The 18,814-nt window shown below is 67.4% G+C and carries 18 protein-coding genes and 1 pseudogene; 7 read left to right on the plus strand and 12 right to left on the minus strand.

Features of this window, described 5'->3' with window-relative positions:
- Positions 1-543 (plus strand): annotated as a pseudogene (locus E0T84_RS32210) (serine/threonine protein kinase); the annotation flags it as partial.
- Here E0T84_RS32210 and E0T84_RS05970 read toward each other — a convergent pair.
- Positions 485-2,089, minus strand: coding sequence for an adenylate/guanylate cyclase domain-containing protein (locus E0T84_RS05970; protein WP_083650273.1), 1,605 nt, complete (start codon positions 2,087-2,089; stop codon positions 485-487). The pseudogene E0T84_RS32210 and the gene E0T84_RS05970 sit on opposite strands and share 59 nt — an antisense overlap.
- 141 nt (positions 2,090-2,230) lie before the next feature.
- Between E0T84_RS05970 and E0T84_RS05975 the strand changes: the two genes are divergently transcribed.
- Positions 2,231-3,058: a universal stress protein gene (locus E0T84_RS05975; RefSeq protein ID WP_070943398.1), complete on the plus strand. Its 828-nt coding sequence runs from the start codon at positions 2,231-2,233 to the stop codon at positions 3,056-3,058.
- On the opposite strand, the gene E0T84_RS05980 is transcribed toward E0T84_RS05975, so the two are convergent.
- The 6 genes from E0T84_RS05980 to E0T84_RS06005 all read right to left on the minus strand — a co-directional run bounded on the left by E0T84_RS05980 (position 3,055) and on the right by E0T84_RS06005 (position 9,608).
- On the minus strand, positions 3,055-3,696 hold the full coding sequence (locus E0T84_RS05980; protein ID WP_075909598.1) for a flavodoxin family protein: 642 nt from the start codon (positions 3,694-3,696) through the stop codon (positions 3,055-3,057). The two genes, E0T84_RS05975 and E0T84_RS05980, sit on opposite strands and share 4 nt — an antisense overlap.
- A gap of 242 nt (positions 3,697-3,938) precedes the next feature.
- Positions 3,939-4,679 (minus strand): SDR family NAD(P)-dependent oxidoreductase, encoded by a 741-nt coding sequence (locus E0T84_RS05985; protein WP_070943397.1) that lies wholly within the window; start codon positions 4,677-4,679, stop codon positions 3,939-3,941.
- Positions 4,680-4,682: 3 nt separating this feature from the next.
- Positions 4,683-6,248, minus strand: coding sequence for an ABC transporter ATP-binding protein (locus tag E0T84_RS05990; protein ID WP_070943396.1), 1,566 nt, complete (start codon positions 6,246-6,248; stop codon positions 4,683-4,685).
- A complete protein-coding gene (locus tag E0T84_RS05995) occupies positions 6,245-7,126 on the minus strand; it encodes an ABC transporter permease (protein WP_070186576.1) in 882 nt (293 codons plus the stop codon). The genes E0T84_RS05990 and E0T84_RS05995 overlap by 4 nt, the downstream gene beginning before the upstream one ends.
- On the minus strand, positions 7,123-8,100 hold the full coding sequence (locus tag E0T84_RS06000) for an ABC transporter permease (RefSeq protein WP_138744037.1): 978 nt from the start codon (positions 8,098-8,100) through the stop codon (positions 7,123-7,125). The genes E0T84_RS05995 and E0T84_RS06000 overlap by 4 nt, the downstream gene beginning before the upstream one ends.
- On the minus strand, positions 8,097-9,608 hold the full coding sequence (locus E0T84_RS06005; protein ID WP_138744151.1) for an ABC transporter substrate-binding protein: 1,512 nt from the start codon (positions 9,606-9,608) through the stop codon (positions 8,097-8,099). Before E0T84_RS06005 ends, E0T84_RS06000 begins: the two co-directional genes overlap by 4 nt.
- 146 nt (positions 9,609-9,754) lie before the next feature.
- On the opposite strand from E0T84_RS06005, the gene E0T84_RS06010 reads away from it, so the two are divergent.
- Together E0T84_RS06010 and E0T84_RS06015 are read left to right on the plus strand one after the other, a co-directional pair.
- Positions 9,755-10,294, plus strand: coding sequence for a hypothetical protein (locus tag E0T84_RS06010; RefSeq protein WP_083284183.1), 540 nt, complete (start codon positions 9,755-9,757; stop codon positions 10,292-10,294).
- 19 nt (positions 10,295-10,313) lie between these two features.
- A complete protein-coding gene (locus tag E0T84_RS06015; protein WP_138744038.1) occupies positions 10,314-11,384 on the plus strand; it encodes a DUF4185 domain-containing protein in 1,071 nt (356 codons plus the stop codon).
- A 3-nt stretch (positions 11,385-11,387) separates the two neighbouring features.
- Here the strand turns inward: E0T84_RS06015 and E0T84_RS06020 are convergent, their stop codons facing one another.
- The gene (locus tag E0T84_RS06020; RefSeq protein ID WP_075909556.1) at positions 11,388-12,143 is read right to left on the minus strand and encodes an SDR family NAD(P)-dependent oxidoreductase; all 756 of its coding nucleotides are present in this window, start codon (positions 12,141-12,143) and stop codon (positions 11,388-11,390) included.
- Positions 12,144-12,256: 113 nt separating this feature from the next.
- Here E0T84_RS06020 and E0T84_RS06025 point away from each other — a divergent pair, with 113 nt between their 5' ends.
- Positions 12,257-12,805, plus strand: coding sequence for a TetR/AcrR family transcriptional regulator (locus E0T84_RS06025; protein WP_075909557.1), 549 nt, complete (start codon positions 12,257-12,259; stop codon positions 12,803-12,805).
- On the opposite strand, the gene E0T84_RS06030 is transcribed toward E0T84_RS06025, so the two are convergent.
- Positions 12,795-13,541 carry a 3-oxoacyl-ACP reductase family protein gene (locus E0T84_RS06030; RefSeq protein WP_075909558.1) on the minus strand — a complete coding sequence of 249 codons (747 nt, stop codon included), beginning with the start codon at positions 13,539-13,541 and terminating at the stop codon, positions 12,795-12,797. The two genes, E0T84_RS06025 and E0T84_RS06030, sit on opposite strands and share 11 nt — an antisense overlap.
- Before the next feature lie 68 nt (positions 13,542-13,609).
- Here E0T84_RS06030 and E0T84_RS06035 point away from each other — a divergent pair, with 68 nt between their 5' ends.
- Both E0T84_RS06035 and E0T84_RS06040 read left to right on the plus strand, forming a co-directional pair.
- A complete protein-coding gene (locus E0T84_RS06035) occupies positions 13,610-14,722 on the plus strand; it encodes a dihydrodipicolinate reductase (protein ID WP_075909559.1) in 1,113 nt (370 codons plus the stop codon).
- A 63-nt stretch (positions 14,723-14,785) separates the two neighbouring features.
- Entirely contained in the window at positions 14,786-16,606 is a 1,821-nt protein-coding gene (locus tag E0T84_RS06040) for an Hsp70 family protein (RefSeq protein WP_138744039.1), read from the plus strand.
- A 25-nt stretch (positions 16,607-16,631) separates the two neighbouring features.
- Here E0T84_RS06040 and E0T84_RS06045 read toward each other — a convergent pair whose 3' ends face one another.
- From E0T84_RS06045 to E0T84_RS06055, 3 genes are read right to left on the minus strand one after another with little or no spacing between them, the layout of a single operon-like run.
- Positions 16,632-17,270, minus strand: a complete 639-nt coding sequence (locus E0T84_RS06045) for a TetR/AcrR family transcriptional regulator (protein WP_070943390.1) — start codon at positions 17,268-17,270, stop codon at positions 16,632-16,634.
- Complete coding sequence (locus E0T84_RS06050; RefSeq protein ID WP_075909561.1) at positions 17,270-18,172, minus strand: fumarylacetoacetate hydrolase family protein; 903 nt, start codon at positions 18,170-18,172, stop codon at positions 17,270-17,272. The genes E0T84_RS06045 and E0T84_RS06050 overlap by 1 nt, the downstream gene beginning before the upstream one ends.
- 11 nt (positions 18,173-18,183) lie before the next feature.
- Positions 18,184-18,810, minus strand: a complete 627-nt coding sequence (locus E0T84_RS06055; RefSeq protein ID WP_249383585.1) for a VOC family protein — start codon at positions 18,808-18,810, stop codon at positions 18,184-18,186.
- Positions 18,811-18,814 lie beyond the last annotated feature (4 nt).

The following is an 18,814-nucleotide window of genomic DNA, read 5'->3' on the forward strand; positions in this document are numbered from 1 at the left end:
AGGCAGACCCGCGCGGGTAAGCCACGGTTCAGCCGGACCCATCTCATCCTGATCCTGGTCACGGTGGGATTGTTCGGGATCGCCGCTGTGCTGGCCGCGATGCTGGCCGGCGGAGGCGACGGTGGCTCCACCCATGAGACGCTGACCGCACCGACCCCGCCCAGCGCGACGTCAGAAGAGCCGACCACCACCACCACGACCTCCGGATCGGCGACGGCCAACGTCAGCGGCACCGACGCGCAGGGTTTCGTCGACCACACCGCGCGTTGCCCAGCGGGCAGCACGCCGGCGGCGGTGATCCGCACCGCATCGTCGCTGGCGGTGATCTGCCAGACCGGACCCGACAGCTTCTCCTACCGTGGCGAGCGGCTCAGCGACGGGGCCAACCTTCAGATCCCCACCGCTGAACGCTCCGGTGACGGCTTCATGGCCGTCAACCCCGCCGACGGTGCGCGCTACGAGGTCGGGCCCGACGGGCTCACCATCAGCAGCTACGGCAAAGTCGACTCGTCGGAGCCGCCGCTGGAGTACGGCGAGCGCTGATCGGTGCGTACACGGCGACCGGATTGGTCTTGCCCTTGAGCGCCAGCCCCGGCCGCAGCTCGAAATCGCCTGGGTCCCGGCTGAGTTGGCGCAACGTGGCGTCGGTGAGTAGCACAGTGTCGCCGGTTTGGCGGGTAGCCGTCTCGACCCGGGCCGCAACGTTCACCGCGTCTCCGATCACCGAGAACTCCAAACGGCCGGCACCACCGACGTTCCCGGCCACGACGGGGCCGGAGTTCAGTCCCACGCCGACTGTCAGGCTGCCGCTGAACTCCTCATGCACCGCTTCGGCGATCTTCAGCGCAGCGCCCAACGCATCGTCGGCATGACGGTCCTGGCGCCGCGGCGCCCCGAACACCGCCATCAGGCCGTCGCCGGCGTACTTGTCGACGTGGCCGCCGTGGTCGTGCACGATCGGCACGATCCGCTCGAAGAGGCGGTTCAGCGTCGTGACCACCTCGGTGGGTCGCAGTCGCTCGGCGAGCGAGGTGAACCCGCGGACGTCGACGAACATCAGGGTGACGTCCAACTCCTGGGCTTCCAGCGATCCGGTGGCACGCAGAATGTGTTCGGCCACATCGCGATCCACGTAGGTGCCGAAGGTGTCACGGATGCGCTCGCGTTCGGCCAGTCCGGCCGTCATCGTGTTGAAACCTGCCTGTAGCCGCCCGATTTCGCTGGCGTCGTCCACTTCGACCCGAGCGCTGAGATCACCCGACCGCACCTGGGCCAGGGCGTGGCGCAGCGCGGTGACCCGTTCGGTGACCGAGCGGATGGCGATCAGAATCGCGAACAGGCCGACCACGATCGCCACTCCCACCAGGATGAGGATCGCGGCGAAGGTGCGCTGCGCCCGGAAGCCCACATCAGCCAGATAACCGACCGCCAGCACGGCGATACCGAACAGTGGCACGCCCGTCGCCAGCAGCCATGCCATCACCAGCCTGCGCCCGATCGTCGGACCGAAACGCCGGTCCGGGGTGGCACCGTCGAGGGCGCGTGCCGACACCGGCCGCATGACCCGTTCGACGATCAGATACCACACGGCGCTCGTCGAAATGCCGCCCAGGGCAACCACACTGAAGATGTAGATCGCCGTGGAAACCTGCTGAGAGAGCGCCAGTGATCCGAAGATCACCGCGCCGATGCTCCACACCGCGGCCGAAAGCCGCACTGCCTCGCCGGGGGCGCCCAGAGTCATCCGCTGTTCCTCGGCGGTGGGCGGACGGCCCGCGCTGAGCCAGGCGGTGCCGGCGGCGAACCGCTGCCGGCGCACTCGCAGCATCACCGGAATCGTCACCGCCAGGAACACGATGAGCACGGTGCCGCCGCGGATCAGCAGGTGTTGCGTGTCCGCCGGGCTCAACACGATGGGAGCCGCAAAGGCCAGGAAGGCACCGACGATCCCGCCGCCACCGGCGCCGACGACCGCCGCGCCCCGCACCCAGCGCTTGAACGTCTGGTCACGAAGTTGGGCCCCGATGCCGTCGGGGGCTGCGGCGATGGGTGCGCCGAGGCAGGTCAAGGCGTTGGCGGGAGCGTCCATGTCGAGAGCTTGCGCGTGTAACCAGCCGGCTCGTTAGCGTAGTCGGCTACCTGTTTCCGCCTGAGCGCGTGAAGCCGGTGGGTCGTGGCCGCGGCCCTCTAGGCTGGAACCTGAAACGGACGAGACGGACAGGGGACGCAAATGAAGCTGGTGCTCGGTTATGACGGGTCCCTGGCGGCCAACACCGCGATCCGCAGCAGTGCCGCACTGTTCCCGGCCGCCGACGCGGTGATGGTCTACCTGTGCACGCCGCCGTTCGGCAGCAAGGGGTTGCGGGCCAGGCTTCGGCATTCGGCCCGCAACGTCGATGAGTTGATCGACCTCGTCGACAGCGAAAGCGACGCTGAGGCGGCACGATTGGTCGACACCGGCGTCATTCTGGCACGGGCCGCCGGCTGGAATCCCGAACCGTTGGTGAAGCGCACCTGGGCGGGCGAGGGGCTGGGGTTGGCGCAGGTGGCCGAACAGCTCGAGCCCGACGTGTTGATCGTCGGCGCTCGCGGCATCGGCGCGACAGACTCGAAACTGGGCAGTGTGTCGGATCTCGTGGTGCACCACTCGCCCCGTGCGGTGCTCGTGGTGTCCCAGAACATGATCTCGACCGAATACGCCGCGGTGGCCGACGGGCCGGTGGTGGTCGGTGTCGACGGCTCGGCGGGTTCCGATCGCGCGCTGGCCGCGGCCGGCTCGCTGTTTCCCGACCGCGAGGTGGTCTCGGTCGGGGTCGACGACGGCAGCGCGGTCGACGTGGCCTCCGCCCAGCCCGCGCATCGCGTACCCAGGTTCCGTGGCTCCGGTGCCGGTGCCACTGCCGATGCACTGGTGGCTTTTGCCGAAGATCAACGAGCCGGTGTCGTGGTGGTGGGCTCGCGGGGGCGGTCGGGGTTGAAGAAGGTGTTGCTGGGCAGTGTGGCGGCCGCGACGCTGCAGCGCACCTTCCGTCCGGTGCTGGTGGTTCCGGGCGGCTAGCAGCCCACCGGATCCCACACCTTGTTCGACCTCGGTGTGGTCAGCCGGTAGTCGGTAACCCTGACGTCGAACAAACGCGCACCGAGATCCCGGGCCTGGGACAGCGGATCGGTTGGGTCGCATGCGATCTCGCCGCGGCTGTTCGCATTTCCCACCACGACGCCCGCCAGGCTCTGGTCGAGATACCTGGTCAGTTCCTGGAAGTGGGCGATGACTCCTGCGGTGGCCCCTACGTAGTTTTCCTCGCAGGAGATCAGCACGCCGACGGTCTTGTCGGTGATACCTCCGACGACCTGTTCTTGTTGCGGCGCGCTGTTGGCGGTGTAGCAGAACAGTCGGTCGAAGACGGTCTTGAGCCGTGCGGGCATGCCGTAGAAGTACAGCGGCATCGCGTAGATGATGCCGTCGGCGGGCAGCATCTTGTCCAGGAGCAGGGACTCGTAGTGGTCATCGAGCGAGCAGAAGCCGGCCGGCGTTCGGCAGCGTCTGCAGTTGTCCAGCATGCGGTCCACGTATTGGTCGAGGAACACGTGCTCCACATCGTGGCCCGCCGATTCTGCACCGGCACAAGCGGCTTCGGCCAGCAGGTGGGAATTGCCGTCTTCGCGCGGGCTTGCGCTGATCACCAGCAGTTTCATCGATTCGCTTCCGTAGCTGTTGCGCGCACACCACCACACGCATCGGGATCGAGCCTCGTGTCCTGTCCAACGGTGGCTTCGGTGAAGTTCATTCCGCGGTGTTCGACGCGTGCTCGCGATGACCGGATGGGGCCTCGTGTCCGGTGACCAGCCACATCTCGGCCGACGTGGGCCGGCATCGTCCGCTTCGTTCGCCGTACCGCGCGGACACTCCTATCGTGCCCGCGCGGTGGCGTCGGTGCTCAGCCCGCGGTCTTACCCGCGTCGACGATGTAGACCGCGCCGTGCACGGCGGCCGCGTCGTCGCTGGCCAGGAACGCGATGGTCTTGGCCACGTCGGCCACGTCCATCATCCCGCGGGGCGCGGCGATCCTCATGATCAGATTCCAGTCGGCGTTCTCCGGTGCGGCGAACTCGGTGGTCTGTGGGGTGAGCATGCCGCCGGGGCACACCGCGTTGACCCGCAGCCGTTCCGAGGTGAACTCGATGGCCAGGGCGCGGGTGAGTCCGACGAGACCGTGCTTGGCGGCGCAGTACCCGGCCGAGTACACCTCACCCTCGACGCCCGCGATCGACGCGACGTTGACAATGTTGCCGCCGGCTTCCAGCAGGTGCGGCAACGCCGCCCGACACAGGAAGAACGGACCGTTGAGGTTGACGGCGAGGTCCTTGTCCCAGTCTTCGTCGGTCACCGAAACGGTGTGGCGCATCTGGTGAAATCCCGCGACGTTGATCAGGGCGTCGAGGCGGCCGAACTTCTCGACACACTGTGCCACCGCGTCCCGGCAGGCCTCCGAGGAGGAGATGTCCACCGAGGCGTATGCGCCGCCGGGAACGTCCTCGAACACCGTCGCCATCCGTTCGGCGTCGCGGGCGACCCCGAACACCTTCGCACCGCGTGCGGCGAACAATTGCGCCACCGCCGCGCCGAGACCCGATGAGGCGCCGGTGACCAGCGCGACCTTTCCATCCAGAGCAGTCATGGCTCACACCTTCTCACGCGGGCTGGCGGGCGGAACCGCGGCCAGCAGGGTGCGGGTGTATTCGTGCTCGGGGTGCGCGAACAACCCGGCCGCCGGGCCGTACTCGATCACCTCGCCTGCGCGCATCACCAGCACGTCGTGGCACATGCGATGCACCACCGCCAGGTCGTGGGCGATGAACAGGTAGGTCAACCCCAGCTCGCCCTGCAACTCGGCCAGCAGGTCCAGCACTCGCGACTGCACCGACACGTCCAGCGATGCCGTCGACTCGTCGAGGATCAGCACGTCGGGTTCGGTGGCCAGCGCCCGGGCGATGCTGACTCGCTGGCGCTGTCCACCGGATAGTTCGTGCGGGTAGCGTGACGCGAAATCCCGTGGCAGATCCACAAGTTCGAGCAGATCGGCCACCCGCGCAGCACGGGCCCGGCGCCCGGAGGCCAACCGGTGCACGCGCAGCGGCTCGCTGATCGTGGTGCCGACCCGAGCCCGTGGATCGAGTGAGGCGAACGGATCCTGAAACACCAGGCTGATCCGCCGGCGCAGGCCGCGGCCGCCGGCGAAGACGTCTTCGGTGCCCAGCGTGGCTGTGCCCGCCGACGGGTCCACCAGCCCGGTGAGGGCCGCGGCCACCGTCGACTTGCCTGACCCCGATTCGCCGACGATCCCCAGCGTCGTGGCCCGCCGCAGCTCGAAGGACACGTTCTTGACCGCGCGCACTGCGCCGTACCGCACCTCAAGTCCGTTGGTCCGCAACAGAACCGGTGCATCTGCCGGCGCGGGGTGAGGCCCGGTGCCGTCGAGCAGCGGACGCGCCGCCAGCAACTCCCGGGTATAGGAGTGTTGCGGGTGATCGAACACCTGCAGGATGGGCGCCTGTTCGACGGCCTCGCCGTCGCGTAACACGGTCACCTCATCGGCCACCTGGCCGATGACCCCGAGATCGTGACTGATCCACACCACGGCGGTACCGAAATCCCGCTGCAGGTCGGCCACCAGCTCGATGATCTGGGCCTGGGTGGTGACGTCGAGCGCGGTCGTCGGTTCGTCGGCGATGAGCAGTTCCGGATCGCAGGCCAGGGCGATCGCGATCATCACCCGCTGACGCTGTCCGCCGGACAGTTGATGCGGGTACGCATCGAGCCGATCGGGGGACAAGCCGACCGCCTCGAGTAACTCACCGGCCCGCGCCCGGGCCTGGCGTCGTGTCATCTTGCGGTGCGTCTCAAGCGTTTCGGTGATCTGACGTTCCAGCGTCAGCAGCGGGTTCAGTGACGTCCCGGGATCCTGGAAGACGAACCCGATCCGGCTGCCGTGCACTGCGCGCAGCGCCCGCGCCGACGCGCCGATCAACTGGGACCCGCCGGCCAGGGAGCTGCTGCCGGTGACCCGCGCCCCCGGGGCGTCCAGCAAACCGGTGGCCGCCAGCACCGTCATCGACTTGCCCGACCCGGACTCGCCGACGATGCCGACGGTCTGCTCCCGCTGCACGTCGAACGAAACGCCCCGGACGATCTCGCGGCGCCCGATCGTCACTCGCAGGTCGTCAACCTTGAGCACCGGCCGACTCATCGCCGCCCCGCCCTTCTCGCCTCGATGGAGGTGCGCTGCTTTGGATCCAGGACATCGCGCAGCCCATCCCCGAACAGGTTGAACGCCAACACCATCACAAAGATCGCCGCGCCCGGGAACACCGCCATCCACCACGCCAGCGTGACGAATCCCTGGGCGTCGAAGATCATTCGGCCCAGGGACGGCTGCGGTGGCTGGATACCCAGCCCCAGAAACGACAGCGCGGCCTCGGCCAGGATCGCGAAGGCCAAGGACAGCGACAGCTGAACGATGAGCGGCCCGGCGATATTCGGCAGGATGTGCCGGACCAGGATGTAGCCGTCGCCGGTGCCCATGCTCCGCGACACCGCGACGAATGGTTCCACCCGCACGCCCAGCGCCGACGCCCGGGCCACCCGCGCGAAGATTGGGATGTAGACGATGCCGATCGCCAACATCGTGGTGGTGACGCCGGGGCCGAGGACCGCCACGATCGCCAGCGCCAGCAGCAACACCGGGAAGGCGAACATGACGTCGACGACCCGCATCAGCACGGTGTCGACCCAGCCGCCCCGATAGCCGGCGAGCACACCGACCAGCACACCGATCACCGCGGCCAGGGCCACGGAGACCACCGCGACCCGAAGCGAAGCCGCGATCGCCACCAGCACACGGGAGAACACGTCGCGGCCGAGTTCATCGGTGCCGAGCCAGTGCGCGGTGCCGGGGCCTTGCAGTGCGCTGGGCACGTCGATGTCGTTGATGCCGTACGGGGCGATCCATGATGCGGACACCGCCACGATCAGCACCGCCAGCAGCACCAGGGCGCTGAGCGCGGTCACCGGGTTGGACAACAACAGTCGCCAGGACGCGACGCGCGTATCGGGGGAGGCGGTCATGACAGCCGGATCCTCGGGTCGACTACCGCGTACAGCACGTCCACCAGCAGGTTGATCAGCAGGAACAGTACCGCTATCAGCAACACTGCGCCCTGGATCACCGGATAGTCGCGTGCCGCAACGGAGTTGAACACCAACCGGCCCAAACCCGGCCAGGCGAACACCACTTCCACCACGATGACCCCGCCGAGGATCGTGGCCAACTGAATTCCGGTGATGGTCAACACCGGCAGCAGCGCGTTTCGCACGATGTGGCGGAAGGTGACCACCGGTGGTGGTAGGCCCTTGGATCGGGCGGTACGGACATAGCCCATGGCGGCGACCTCCAGCACCGCCGAGCGCACATAGCGGGTCATGATGGCGCCGGCCACCAGGCCCACCGTCAGCCCGGGCAGGATGATGTGCCGCAGCCAGCCGCCCGGATCCGTAAGCAGCGGGCGGTATCCCGAGGTGGGTAGCCAACCCAGTGTCGAGGCGAACACACCGATCAGCAGGATGCCCAGCCAGAAATCCGGTACCGACACGCCGAACTGGCTGGCGACCCGCACGATTGCGTCACTGACCCTGCCCTCCCGCAGCGCCGCGAAGATCCCGGCCGGCAGCGCGATCAACAAGGCGATGAGGATGCCGACCAGTCCGAGGGACACCGTGGCGGGAAGTCGGTCGAGCAGGATGAGCGTGACCGGGTCGCCGTTGCGGAAGCTGACGCCGAGGTCGCCGGTCAATGCCGAGCCGAGATAGGAGAAGAACTGCTCGACAATGGGCCGGTCCATTCCGCTGGCCGCGCGCAGTGCCTCGTAGGCCTGCGGGGTGTAGCGGGTTCCGAGCGCGATGCGGACCGGATCGCCCGGCACCAGGTGCACCAGGGCAAACACCACGACGAGCACGCCGATGAGGACCACCGCCGAGTAGATCAGGCGCCGGGCCAGGAATTCCAACACCGGATGGTCGTTGCGGATCGCGGCCAAACTCATGGTATTGGACCCCCGTCTAGGTCGGCGGTGCGGAAGCGGACGGCGCCGTCGCGGCGTACCTGGTACCCCGACAGGTTGTTGGCCCAGGCCTGGATCACCGAGGGGTTGTACAGGTAGATATAACTGGCCTGATCCGCGATTCGGGTTGCGGCCTTGGCGTAGATGTCTTTTCGCTCGGCGACGTCGGTTTCGGTACGGCCGGCATCCAACAGGCGGTCCACCTCGGGGTCGGAGAACTTCTGCGCGTTGCTCGTGCCGCGAGAGTGGTGCTGCGCGTAGTAGAAATCGTCTGGGTCGATATTCCCGAGCCAGCCCATCATCAGCATGTCGAAATGCCCGGTGTTCTGTTCATCGAGCCAGGTGGCGAAGTCCACGGTACGGATGTGCACCGTGATGCCAAGGGGCGCAAGGTTGTCGGCGATGATCTGAGCGGCGGTGACGGTCTCGGGGTATTCGCTGGTGACCAGCATGTCGAGATCCCGCGGTTCGGCGTCCGCCGCCTGCAGGAGGTCGCGCGCTTTCTCGATGTCATAGCGGTAGCGCTGATAGTCGGTGAACCATGGGCTGCCCTGCGGGATCGCCAGCTGATTGACCTCCGCGGTGCGGTAGCTGGTGGCCGCGGCGATCGCATCACGGTCGATGCCGTACGCGATGGCCTGCCGCGCCCGTGGGTCGTTCCACGGTGGCCGGGCTTCGTTGAGCGCCAGATACCAGTAGTCGTTGCCCGGAGTGAGCGCCAATTTCAGCGAGTCGTCGTCGCGCAGTTGCGCGACCCGCTGCGGGGGCACCGAATCCGTCCAGTCGATCTCGCCGGCCTGCAGGGCCGACAACGCCGTCGTCGGCTCGGAGATGAACCGGAACGTCACCCCGGACACCGGGGGAGCGCCGCCCCAGAACTGGGGGTTTGCCTTGAGCGTGATGGAGTCGCCGCTGCGCCGCCCGGCGAACGAGAACGGGCCGGTGCCGATCGGATGGGTGGCGATCTGGCCGCTCTCGACGTTGGCGCGCTGCACGATCGCCATGCCCTTGAATCCGCCGAGGTTGGTCAGCAGGTTCGGGGTGGGCTGGCCGACGGTGATCCGCACCGTCGCCGGGTCGGGCGCGGTGACACTGCTGACCGCACTGAACTTGTCCACGTTGGTCAACTGCTCATCGATGATGCGCCGGTACGAATACACCACGTCATCGGCGGTCAGCGGGCTGCCGTCGTGCCAGCGCACCCCAGGACGAAGATGAAACGTCCAGGTGAGTTGGTCATCGCTGACCTCCCAGGACTGCGCCAGCGCCGGGCGCATCTGCAGGTCCTCGTCCGGCTCGACCAGCGTGTCGAACACGTTCTCCAAAACCTCGAACGAGAAATAGGCGCTCGTGCGGTGTGGGTCGAGCTGGTCTGGTTCCCCGGCGATGGCCGCGATGAGATAGCCCGAGGATTCGTCGCCGAGGTCCACGCGGCTGCCCGTCGAACAGGCGGCCAGCACGAACACCAGGACTGCTGCCAACGCTTTCATCGCTGGTCGTGTGGTCACGATTACTCCAGGATCACCGCGGGCGATCCGCCGTACGCTCACCCGCTGGGGCCGCCACAGGGGCCGGTCGAAGGTGTACCGACCCATACCGGTGACGGCGCTGATGAAGACTGCGATACTCACCCATTGTGACGTTCAAGCGCATGGCCTCTGCAGCCGCCCTGTTCTCGTCGGTCGGAATGGGACTCAGTCTGGGGGTCGCCGCCCCCGCGCAGGCTGACCCACTCATGATGGGCGTCTACACGTACACCCAGGAGGATGGCACAAGCGACACCTGGGGTGTGTGGCCGTCCTGTGTCCCGACCGTCGGTGACTTGCGCGAGCCGCTGGAGCTGGCGGTGGCCTGCCGGCTGCATGTCGAGACCAAGCGCGTCAGCGTGGGTGGCGACGCCAGGTTGGTCGGCGGGCAATGGACCTATTCGACGAGCGTCAAGGAAGGCTTCCAGTGCTCCGACGGCAGTTGGACGCCGATCACCGAGACCTACCAATTCGACGACATCGCTTTGCGGGGCACCCGCCGCGTGGCCAACAACGAGGCGTGCGGCGGGACCATCGCTCCCGCGATCCACACCTTCCCGTTCACGCTGGCGTACAAGGAGCCGCTGAAGACACAGATCGAGGTCTATCCGCTGGACTGCGAGCCCGGTGGATTGCGGTGGTGCACGTAAGCCCGGAGGAGCGGCGGCAGTGCTACCGCTGATCGACGGCAAGGTCGTCGACATCACTGGGCCGGGTCGCACGGACCGGTTCGGGGTCACCGCCTCCGATCTCGGTGCGTCGATCATCGCGCCCAACGGCAAGCTGGTGTCGGTGTTCGGAGACACGTTTTCCGGAAGTCGTGTCGGGCAGGGCGACTGGCGCTCGCCGGTGGTGCTGATCGGCACCGGCGACGCCAACCACGAGATCGTCTACGAATCCGCTGGGGGTCCAGACCCCACCTACGCGCGCCAGTTGTGGCACTACATCCACGACGACAAGAAGTCCGGATGGCGACACGGCGGTATCAGCACCGTGATCCCATCGGACCTGCTGCGGGTCGGCGACTCGCTGTACCTGCACGCCATCGTCAACCATGGCTTCGGCACGGTGATCTGGACCGAGATCTGGCGCTCCGACGACAGCGGGGTCTCATGGACCCACCTGGGCGAGGAAGCGAAGTTCCCGGCCGATCTGCACGACGGCCATGCGCAGTGCTGGTCGTGGGACCTCGACCCGGATGACGGTTGGGTTTACGTGGTATCGACGGGATTTCAGCGCGACAAGGGCATCGTCTTGATGCGAGTGCGGCCTGAACACATCGGCCGCCGGTCGCAGTACGACAGCTGGGGGTTCACCCACGGACGCTGGCAGTGGGGGCGGCGGGCGACGCCCATCACCCCGCCGGACGAGACCTGGGGCGAGCTGACCTTCCGCCGCACCGGTCCCGGTAGATGGGTCCTGGGCGGATTCCTGTCGTCCTCGTATGCCTTGGGCTACCGGGTGGTGGCCTCCCCGGTGGCCAACATGCACACCACACCCGTACAGACACCCATCGTCGGATCGTCGTGGGAGGGTGAGGATCACGCCGGCAACAAAGTCGCGCAGCTCTACGGCGGCTACTTGCTGCCGGGTTCGCGCTTCGGCGTTACCGGAGGCGTCGGCCTGGTGGTGTCGCAATGGCGTACCGACACCGGATGGCCCTACCGGGCAATGCAGTTCAAGGCCAGGCTGAAAGACACGTCGAAGGCACCCCGTCAGCTCGACCCGATCAACCTGTGACGGTCAGGCGGTGTAGCCGCCGTCGACGTTCCAGTTGGCGCCGGTGACGTAGCCGGACTCCGGGCCGGCCAGGAAGCTCACGATGGCTGCGACGTCACCGGTGTTCCCGTAGCGCCCGAGGACTCCGACCCGCTTTCGCTCGTCTGCGGATTCACCTTCGGCCGGGTTCATATCGGTGTCGATCGGACCCGGCTGCACGTTGTTGACGGTGATTCCGCGCGGTCCGAGTTCACGCGCCAGTCCGCGAGTCAGTGACGCCACCGCGCCTTTGGTCATCGCATAGATGGACAGACCGGGTTCCGGAACCCGGTCGGCGTTGATGCTGCCGATGTTGATGATCCGGGAACCTTCGCCGAGGTGTCCGACCGCATTGCGGATGGCCGAGTAGACCCCGCCGATGTTGACGGCGACGACCCGGTCGAACTGTTCCTGTGGGAACTCGCCGATCGGCGCGAGGTAGGCCGTGCCGGCATTGTTGACGAGGATGTCGAGGCAGCCGAGTGCCGCGACGGTCTGTTCGACCGCGGACGCCACCTGTGCCGGGACGGCGGCGTCGGCCTGGATGGCCACGACCTTCGCGCCCGTTGCGCTCACCTCGGCCACCAGCTTGTCGGCCTCGGCGGCCGAGGCTCCGTAGGTGAATGCCACGGCGGCGCCGTCGGCGGCGAGTCGCCGCACGATGTCTGCGCCGATGCCGCGGGACCCGCCGGTCACCAGGGCCCGGCGTCCGGTCAGGGGCGCTTCGATCACTGCAGTCATGTGGGTTGTCCTCCCGGCTGTATTACGAACCAATCGGTTCTAAAGTATGCTCAGGTCAAGCCGATTGTCGAGAGGAACATTTCCGGTGTGACCGGGAACACGAAAGGTGAGTCATGGCGGTAGGGCGACCCCGGGAGTTCGACTCCGATCAGGTCGAGGACATCGCGATGAAGCTGTTCTGGGATCGTGGCTTCGACGGCGTGTCGATCAGCGATCTGACCGCTGCCACAGGCGTGAACCGGCGGGGCATTTACGCCGAGTTCGCCTCCAAGGAGGGGCTCTTCGAACGAGCCAAGCAGCGCTATATCGCCGGCCCGGGTGGCTATATGGCCGAGGCGCTCACCCGGCCGACCGCCCGTGAAGTCGCCGAGGCGATGGTGCACGGCGCCGCGGACGCGACCTCTGGAGATCCGCATGGCTGCCTGCTGGTCGGAAATGCCGCCGGGCTGGCCGAGTTTCGTGACGCGGCCGTGCGTGAACTGGCGCATCGGTTCGATGAGGCGGTGACAGCGGGCGAGCTGACCGACGTGGACACATCGATGCTCGCCCGCTGGATCGCCGCCGTCTGCCAAGGGATCTCGATTCAGGCCAGAAGTGGGGCAACCCGGAAGGAGCTGCACGCGGTCGCCGACCTGGCATTGGCGGGTTGGCCTATGCTGTGAACCCGCCGTCCACGTTCCAATTCGCGCCGGTGACATAGCCGGACTCCGGACCGGCCAGGAAGCTCACCACCGCGGCGATGTCGCCGGTGTGCCCGTACCGGCCCAGCGCGGTGGTTTGCCGTACGACAGAGGCGAATTCACCTTCGTCAGGGTTCAGATCGGTCGCGATCGGGCCCGGTTGCACGTTGTTCACGGTGATACCTCGGGGTCCGAGATCGCGGGCCAGGGCGCGCGTCAGAGAAGAGACCGCACCCTTGGTCATGGCGTACACGGCCGTGCCGCCGGTCGGCACCCGATCGGCGTTGATGCTGCCGATGTTGATGATCCGTGATCCCTCGCCGAGGTGGCTCACCGCGGCACGGATGGCCGAGTACACCCCGCCGATGTTGATGGCGACCAGGCGATCGAACTGATCCTGCGGAAACTCCTCAATCGGCGCCATGAACGCCGTTCCGGCATTGTTGACCAACACGTCCAGACCCCCGAGATCTCCGACCGCCTGCTCGACGGCGTTGGTCACCTGTACCGGGTCGGCGCTGTCGGCCTGAATCGCCACGACCTTCGCCCCGTCGGCAGTCAGCTCGGCCACCAGCTTGTCGGCCTCGACGGCAGAAGCGCCGTAGGTGAACGCCACCGCGGCGCCATCGGCTGCCAGTCGTCGCACGATGCCCGCGCCGATCCCGCGGGACCCGCCTGTCACCAGTGCGCGGCGTCCGGTCAGAGTTGCTGTTGTCATGATGTCGGCCCTCCGCGGGTAGTTCGACGAAAGCGAATGATGTTGAGGTCAAAGCTGATCGCGCGAGGATGATTCACGATGTGACCGGTATCACCTATGGTGTGGGCGTGAAGAAACGCGTCGTGGTGTGGGGCACCGGTTTCGTCGGGCAGATGGTGATCGCCGAGATCGTCAAACACCCGTTGTTCGAACTTGTCGGTGTCGGTGTCAGCAATCCGGAGAAGGTGGGCCGCGACGTCGGCGAGATCTGCGGCCTCGGGGCGGCCCTGGGAGTCCGGGCCACCGACGACATCGACGCGCTCATCGCACTGAAGCCTGACGCGCTGGTGCACTACGGGCCGACCGCCGCCCATGCCGACGCCAACATCGATGTGATCACCCGGTTCCTGCGGGCCGGCATCGATGTCTGCTCCACCGCCATGACGCCGTGGGTGTGGCCCAAGATGCACCTGAACCCGCCGGCCTGGATCGAGCCGATCACCGAGGCCTGTGAGGCGGGCCGGGCGTCGTGTTTCACCACCGGGATCGACCCCGGCTTCGCCAACGATCTCTTCCCGATGACCTTGATGGGCCTGTGCTCGGAGATCCGCCGGGTGCGCGCCTCGGAACTGCTCGACTACACGAACTACACCGGCGACTACGAGTTCGAGATGGGCATCGGCAAACCACCCGAGCACCGGGCTCTGCTCGAAACCCCGGACATCCTCATCTTCGCCTGGGGCGCAACGGTTCCGATGATCGCGCATGCGGCCGGCATCGAGCTCGACGAGATCACCACCACGTGGGACAAGTGGATCACGCCCGAGGAGCGCAAATCGGCCAAGGGGATCATCGATGCCGGCAACGTCGCCGCGGTGCGCTTCACGATCAACGGCGTCTACCGCGGCGAAACCCGGATCCAGCTCGAGCACGTCAACCGGATCGGCCTGGACGCCGCACCGGACTGGCCGTCGGGAACCGACAACGACGTCTACCGCGTCGACATCGAGGGCACTCCGAGCATCTCGCAGGAAACGGCGTTCCGGTTCACCGACGGCTCGGGCCGCGATGCCGCCGCCGCGGGCTGCCTGGCCACCGGACTGCGGGCGCTCAACGCCGTGCCCGCTGTCAATGAACATTTGCCCGGGTGGGTCACGCCACTGGATCTACCACTGATTCCAGGCTTCGGCACCATTCGCTAAGTAACGCCAGCCGCGTCAATCGAGATGGATTACCGGATAGGGTTCCTCTCGAAATGGGGTGAGATGGCTGACGGGATCGGGTTGTCGATTGGATCGACGAACCTCACAGCGGTAGTGGTAGACCGCGCCGCGTTGACGCGGTCGCCGGTGCTGACGCTCTTCCCTCATCGGGCTCCGGAAGTGGGGGTACCCAGCGAAAACCCCAACCTGAACGAACGCGGTCTGATCCTCACCGACTTCGTCGAACGGGTCGGGGACCCGGTCGGCATGCTGGCACCCGACGGTTCGTCGCACCGGGGAGAGACGGTGCTGGCCGATGCCCTGGCGGCGCTGCTGCGCACGCTGACCGGGGGACGTCCGCCGGCCGATCCGATCGCCATCACCCATCCCGCGCATTGGCGGCCCAATCAGATCGCGGCGCTGCGCAACGAACTGGCCGCCGTCGGAGACTTCGGTGACCCGGTGCTGGCCCCTGACGCGAAGGCGGCGCTGGTCGCGCTGCAGGACAACCCGGGGGTGCCGACGCGCGGTGTGATCGCGGTGTGCGACTTCGGGGGCAGCGGCACCAGCATCACGCTGGCCGATGCGGACAACGGGTACCGGTCGATCGCGCCGACGATTCGGCACCCCGACCTGTCCGGCGACCTGATCGACCAAGGTCTGCTCACTCACGTGGTGAACGATCTGTCCGCGGCCGGAACGATCGACCTGGCCAGTACTTCGGCCATCGGCTCGCTGGGGCGGCTGCGCTCCGAGTGCCGGCGCGCCAAGGAGCGCCTGTCCACCGAGTCCGTCACGACACTGGTCGCCGAACTGCCCGGGCATCGCAGCGAAGTGCGGTTGAACCGCAACGAGCTCGATGACGTGGTCGACGGACCGCTGCGGGAGTTCATGTCGGTGCTGCACGGCGCGGTAGAACGTGCCGGGTTGCGCCCCGGTGAGCTCGTGGCGGTGGCGACCACCGGCGGCGGCGCCAGGATCCCGGCGATCACCACGACGCTGTCCGAACATCTGCGCCTGCCGGTGATCACCGCGCCGCAGCCGGAGCTGACCCCGGCCATCGGCGGTGGCCTGACCGCAGTGCGCGGCACCGCCGAGGAGGGCATGACCGCCATGGCGCCGGCCTCGGCGGCGGCACCGCCGACCGCGGCTGCGACCTTGCTGGCACCCGAGCCGCCCCCGGCGGCCCAGGCGTTGGCCTGGTCCGACGCGCAGGACGTCCCCGATGTCGCGCCGGTCGACGACTACCGGGCCGAGGCGTACGGCGACGACTACGGGACCGATTTCGACACCGGTCTCGAACCAGCCGGCGGACGCACCGCGGCGCGCCCCCAACTCGAGTTCGGTGAGCGTGAGTTGACCGAGCGCGACGAGATCGCGGCGCGGCCCTGGTATCGGCGGCCGCCGGTGATCCTCGGTGCCGGCGCCGCGGTAGTCCTTGTGGCCGTCGTGGCGGCGCTGGTGGCCATCACCGGCGGTGACGAGCCCACCCGCCCGGCGTCCACCTCCAAGGCTGTTCCGTCGACGACGGCGGCCCCGGATGAAAACCCCCCTGCCGCGCCGGTCGACGAGCCCGCGCCCGTCGACGCACCGCAGACCGTCACACAGAAGGCTCCCGCCCGCACCGTGACACAGACAGTGGAACAACCCGCCCCGCAGGCTCCGCCTGTGACGGAGAACCCACCTCCCGCACAGACGCCGACCCCGACGACCGAGGCGCCGCCTCCGACGACGACGGAAGCTCCGCCGACCACCACCCAGGCACCGACCACCACCCAGGCACCGACGACGACGCAGGCACCGTGGAGTCCCACCGCGCCGTATCCGACGGTCCCGGGCCTGCCCTGGGTTCCCGCGCCCGGCGGCGCTCAGACCGGGGGCTGAAGCTCAGCGCGGTTCATGCCGGCGATCATCGGAAAGAACCCAGCGCCTCGGTGACATCGGGGGAGTAGACAATCGCGGGATCGAGGTCGGCTGCGGTACGGAGCGTGGCGACCAGGGCTGCGGCGGCGAATTCGACCAACGCGTCGACGTCGATGTCGTGGTGGGTGATGCGGTCGATCATCATCTCGTCGAGGTAACCGACCCAGCCGTGCATGGCGGTCCGCAGTGCCGGAGCGACAGGCTCAACGATGCCCAGCGCCAACAGGATCCGTGATGCACCCATCCAGCGGAGTCGCTCGATCGCGGCCTGGTGTTCGGGGTCGGCCCCCAATGCGCCACGCAGCAGCGCGACGAAACTGTCCGAGTACGAATCGATGTAGGCGATGTGGCTGCGCAACGCATGGCGCAGCTGGTCGATGAGCGAGGCATCGGCGGGGGGAGCAGAGAGTTGCGCAGCCGCGATCTCCACCGCGATCTCGTTCATCACGGCCAGATACAACCCGCGCTTGTTGCCGAAGTGATGGGCGATCAACCCGTAGGCCACGCCGGCATTCTTCGCGATCTCCGAGGTGGTGACCTGGTCGTAGGGCCGGCTCGCGAAGAGCTTTCGGGCCGCGTCGATGATCAGTTGACGCCGGTCGGCGACGGCCGGTTTAGCTGGCATCAGCCCAGGCTAACGGGATTGCTCAAGGTCCCGATGCCATCGACCTCGATGCGCACCGTGTCGCCGGGCCGGAGGAACCGGCCGACAGGCCAGCCGGTGCCAGCGAACGTTCCGCACGCCACCACGTCGCCGGGCCTCAGCGCACAGAACCGGCTGAGCCGGCTGACCACCTGCGCGGGGGACAGGATCAGATCGTTGATGCTGCCGCGCTGACGCAGCTTGCCGTTGAGGAACGTGCGCAACTCGGCGGTGCTCACGTCGAGCTCGTCAGCGGTCACCAGCCATGGTCCCAGCGGGCCGTGGCTGGGGTGACTTTTTGCCAGTGCTGTCGCAGTGGGATTGTCGGTCTGCCAATCGCGGATCGAAACATCGTTGGTGATCAGGTAACCCGCGATCGCCGCGCGGGCGGCGACCTCGTCCGCGTCGTGGATACCGGTGCCGATGATGACCGCGAGCTCACCTTCGAAATCGACCTGTTTGGCGTCGTGCGGCAGCAGGATCGGAGCGCCGGGCCCGACGATTGACGAGGGTGCCTTGGCGAAGAAGAACGGATACCGGGGCCGTGGATGGGCCAGCAGATAGCCCGCGGCGATCCGGACGAGCCGTGGTTCGCGCAACAACCAACGGACGTTGACGTCCTTGCGGTGATCGGGCGCGTTGAGCCCGATGGCCATGAACAACGACGGCGTCGGAACCGGTGCGTGCAGCACGGCGGACTCGATCGGGTGTCGGGGTGCGTGGGGCAGCAGTGATGCCGCCGCGGTCGTCCAGTCGGAACGCTGCAACAGACTCAGCATCGAGTTGGGCCCGCCGTCACACGCACTCAGGTCGGCGATCTCGTCGCCGACGACGGCACCCGCACGAGTCTCAGCGGATCCCAGCGAGAAGGTGGCTAGTCGCATTTCGCGTGCTCCTACAGTGTTTTCCAGCGCAGTGTGCGCAATCCGGCACGGGCGCGTCGGCCCTCGGGCGGCGCCGACCCTCTCCGGGTGAGCCCAGGCGCCCCGGCACTCACCAGCCGTTGCAGCACATCGGGATCGAACTCGACGCCGATCGGGTTGGTATCGAACTCGCCTCCAGCGAGCCAATCCAGAAGTTCCTGATTCGTGGTGAAGTTGTCGACCTGCAACTCGATCCGGTTGCCGTCCGGGTCCTCGTAGTACATCGAGGTGGTGGGTCCATGGTTGATGCACCACACCGGCGTGATGCCGGCGTCGGCGAGCCGCCGATAGGTAGACAGCAGCGCGGACAGGTCGGCGAAGGTGAACGCGACGTGATCGACACCGTAGACCTTGCGGTGAAGCTTCCAGACCCGACCTGGAAACCGAAGCAGCCGAGGCACTTTGATCAAGGCGATGCGGTGATGCTCGTGGTCGTAGGTGAGGAACGTGATCCGCTCGTCATCGAACACCACGAGCGCATCCAACACGAGGCGGTACCAGTCCGACATCTCGGCTGCGCGGGGCGTCTTGAACACGATGTGGGCCAGCTTGTCCGGTGCGCCGGGCCGCGGCGGCCGGTCCAGATCGGTGGCGTTCACGCGC

Source organism: Mycobacterium sp. DBP42 (assembly GCF_005924235.1).
GTDB lineage: Bacteria > Actinomycetota > Actinomycetes > Mycobacteriales > Mycobacteriaceae > Mycobacterium > Mycobacterium syngnathidarum.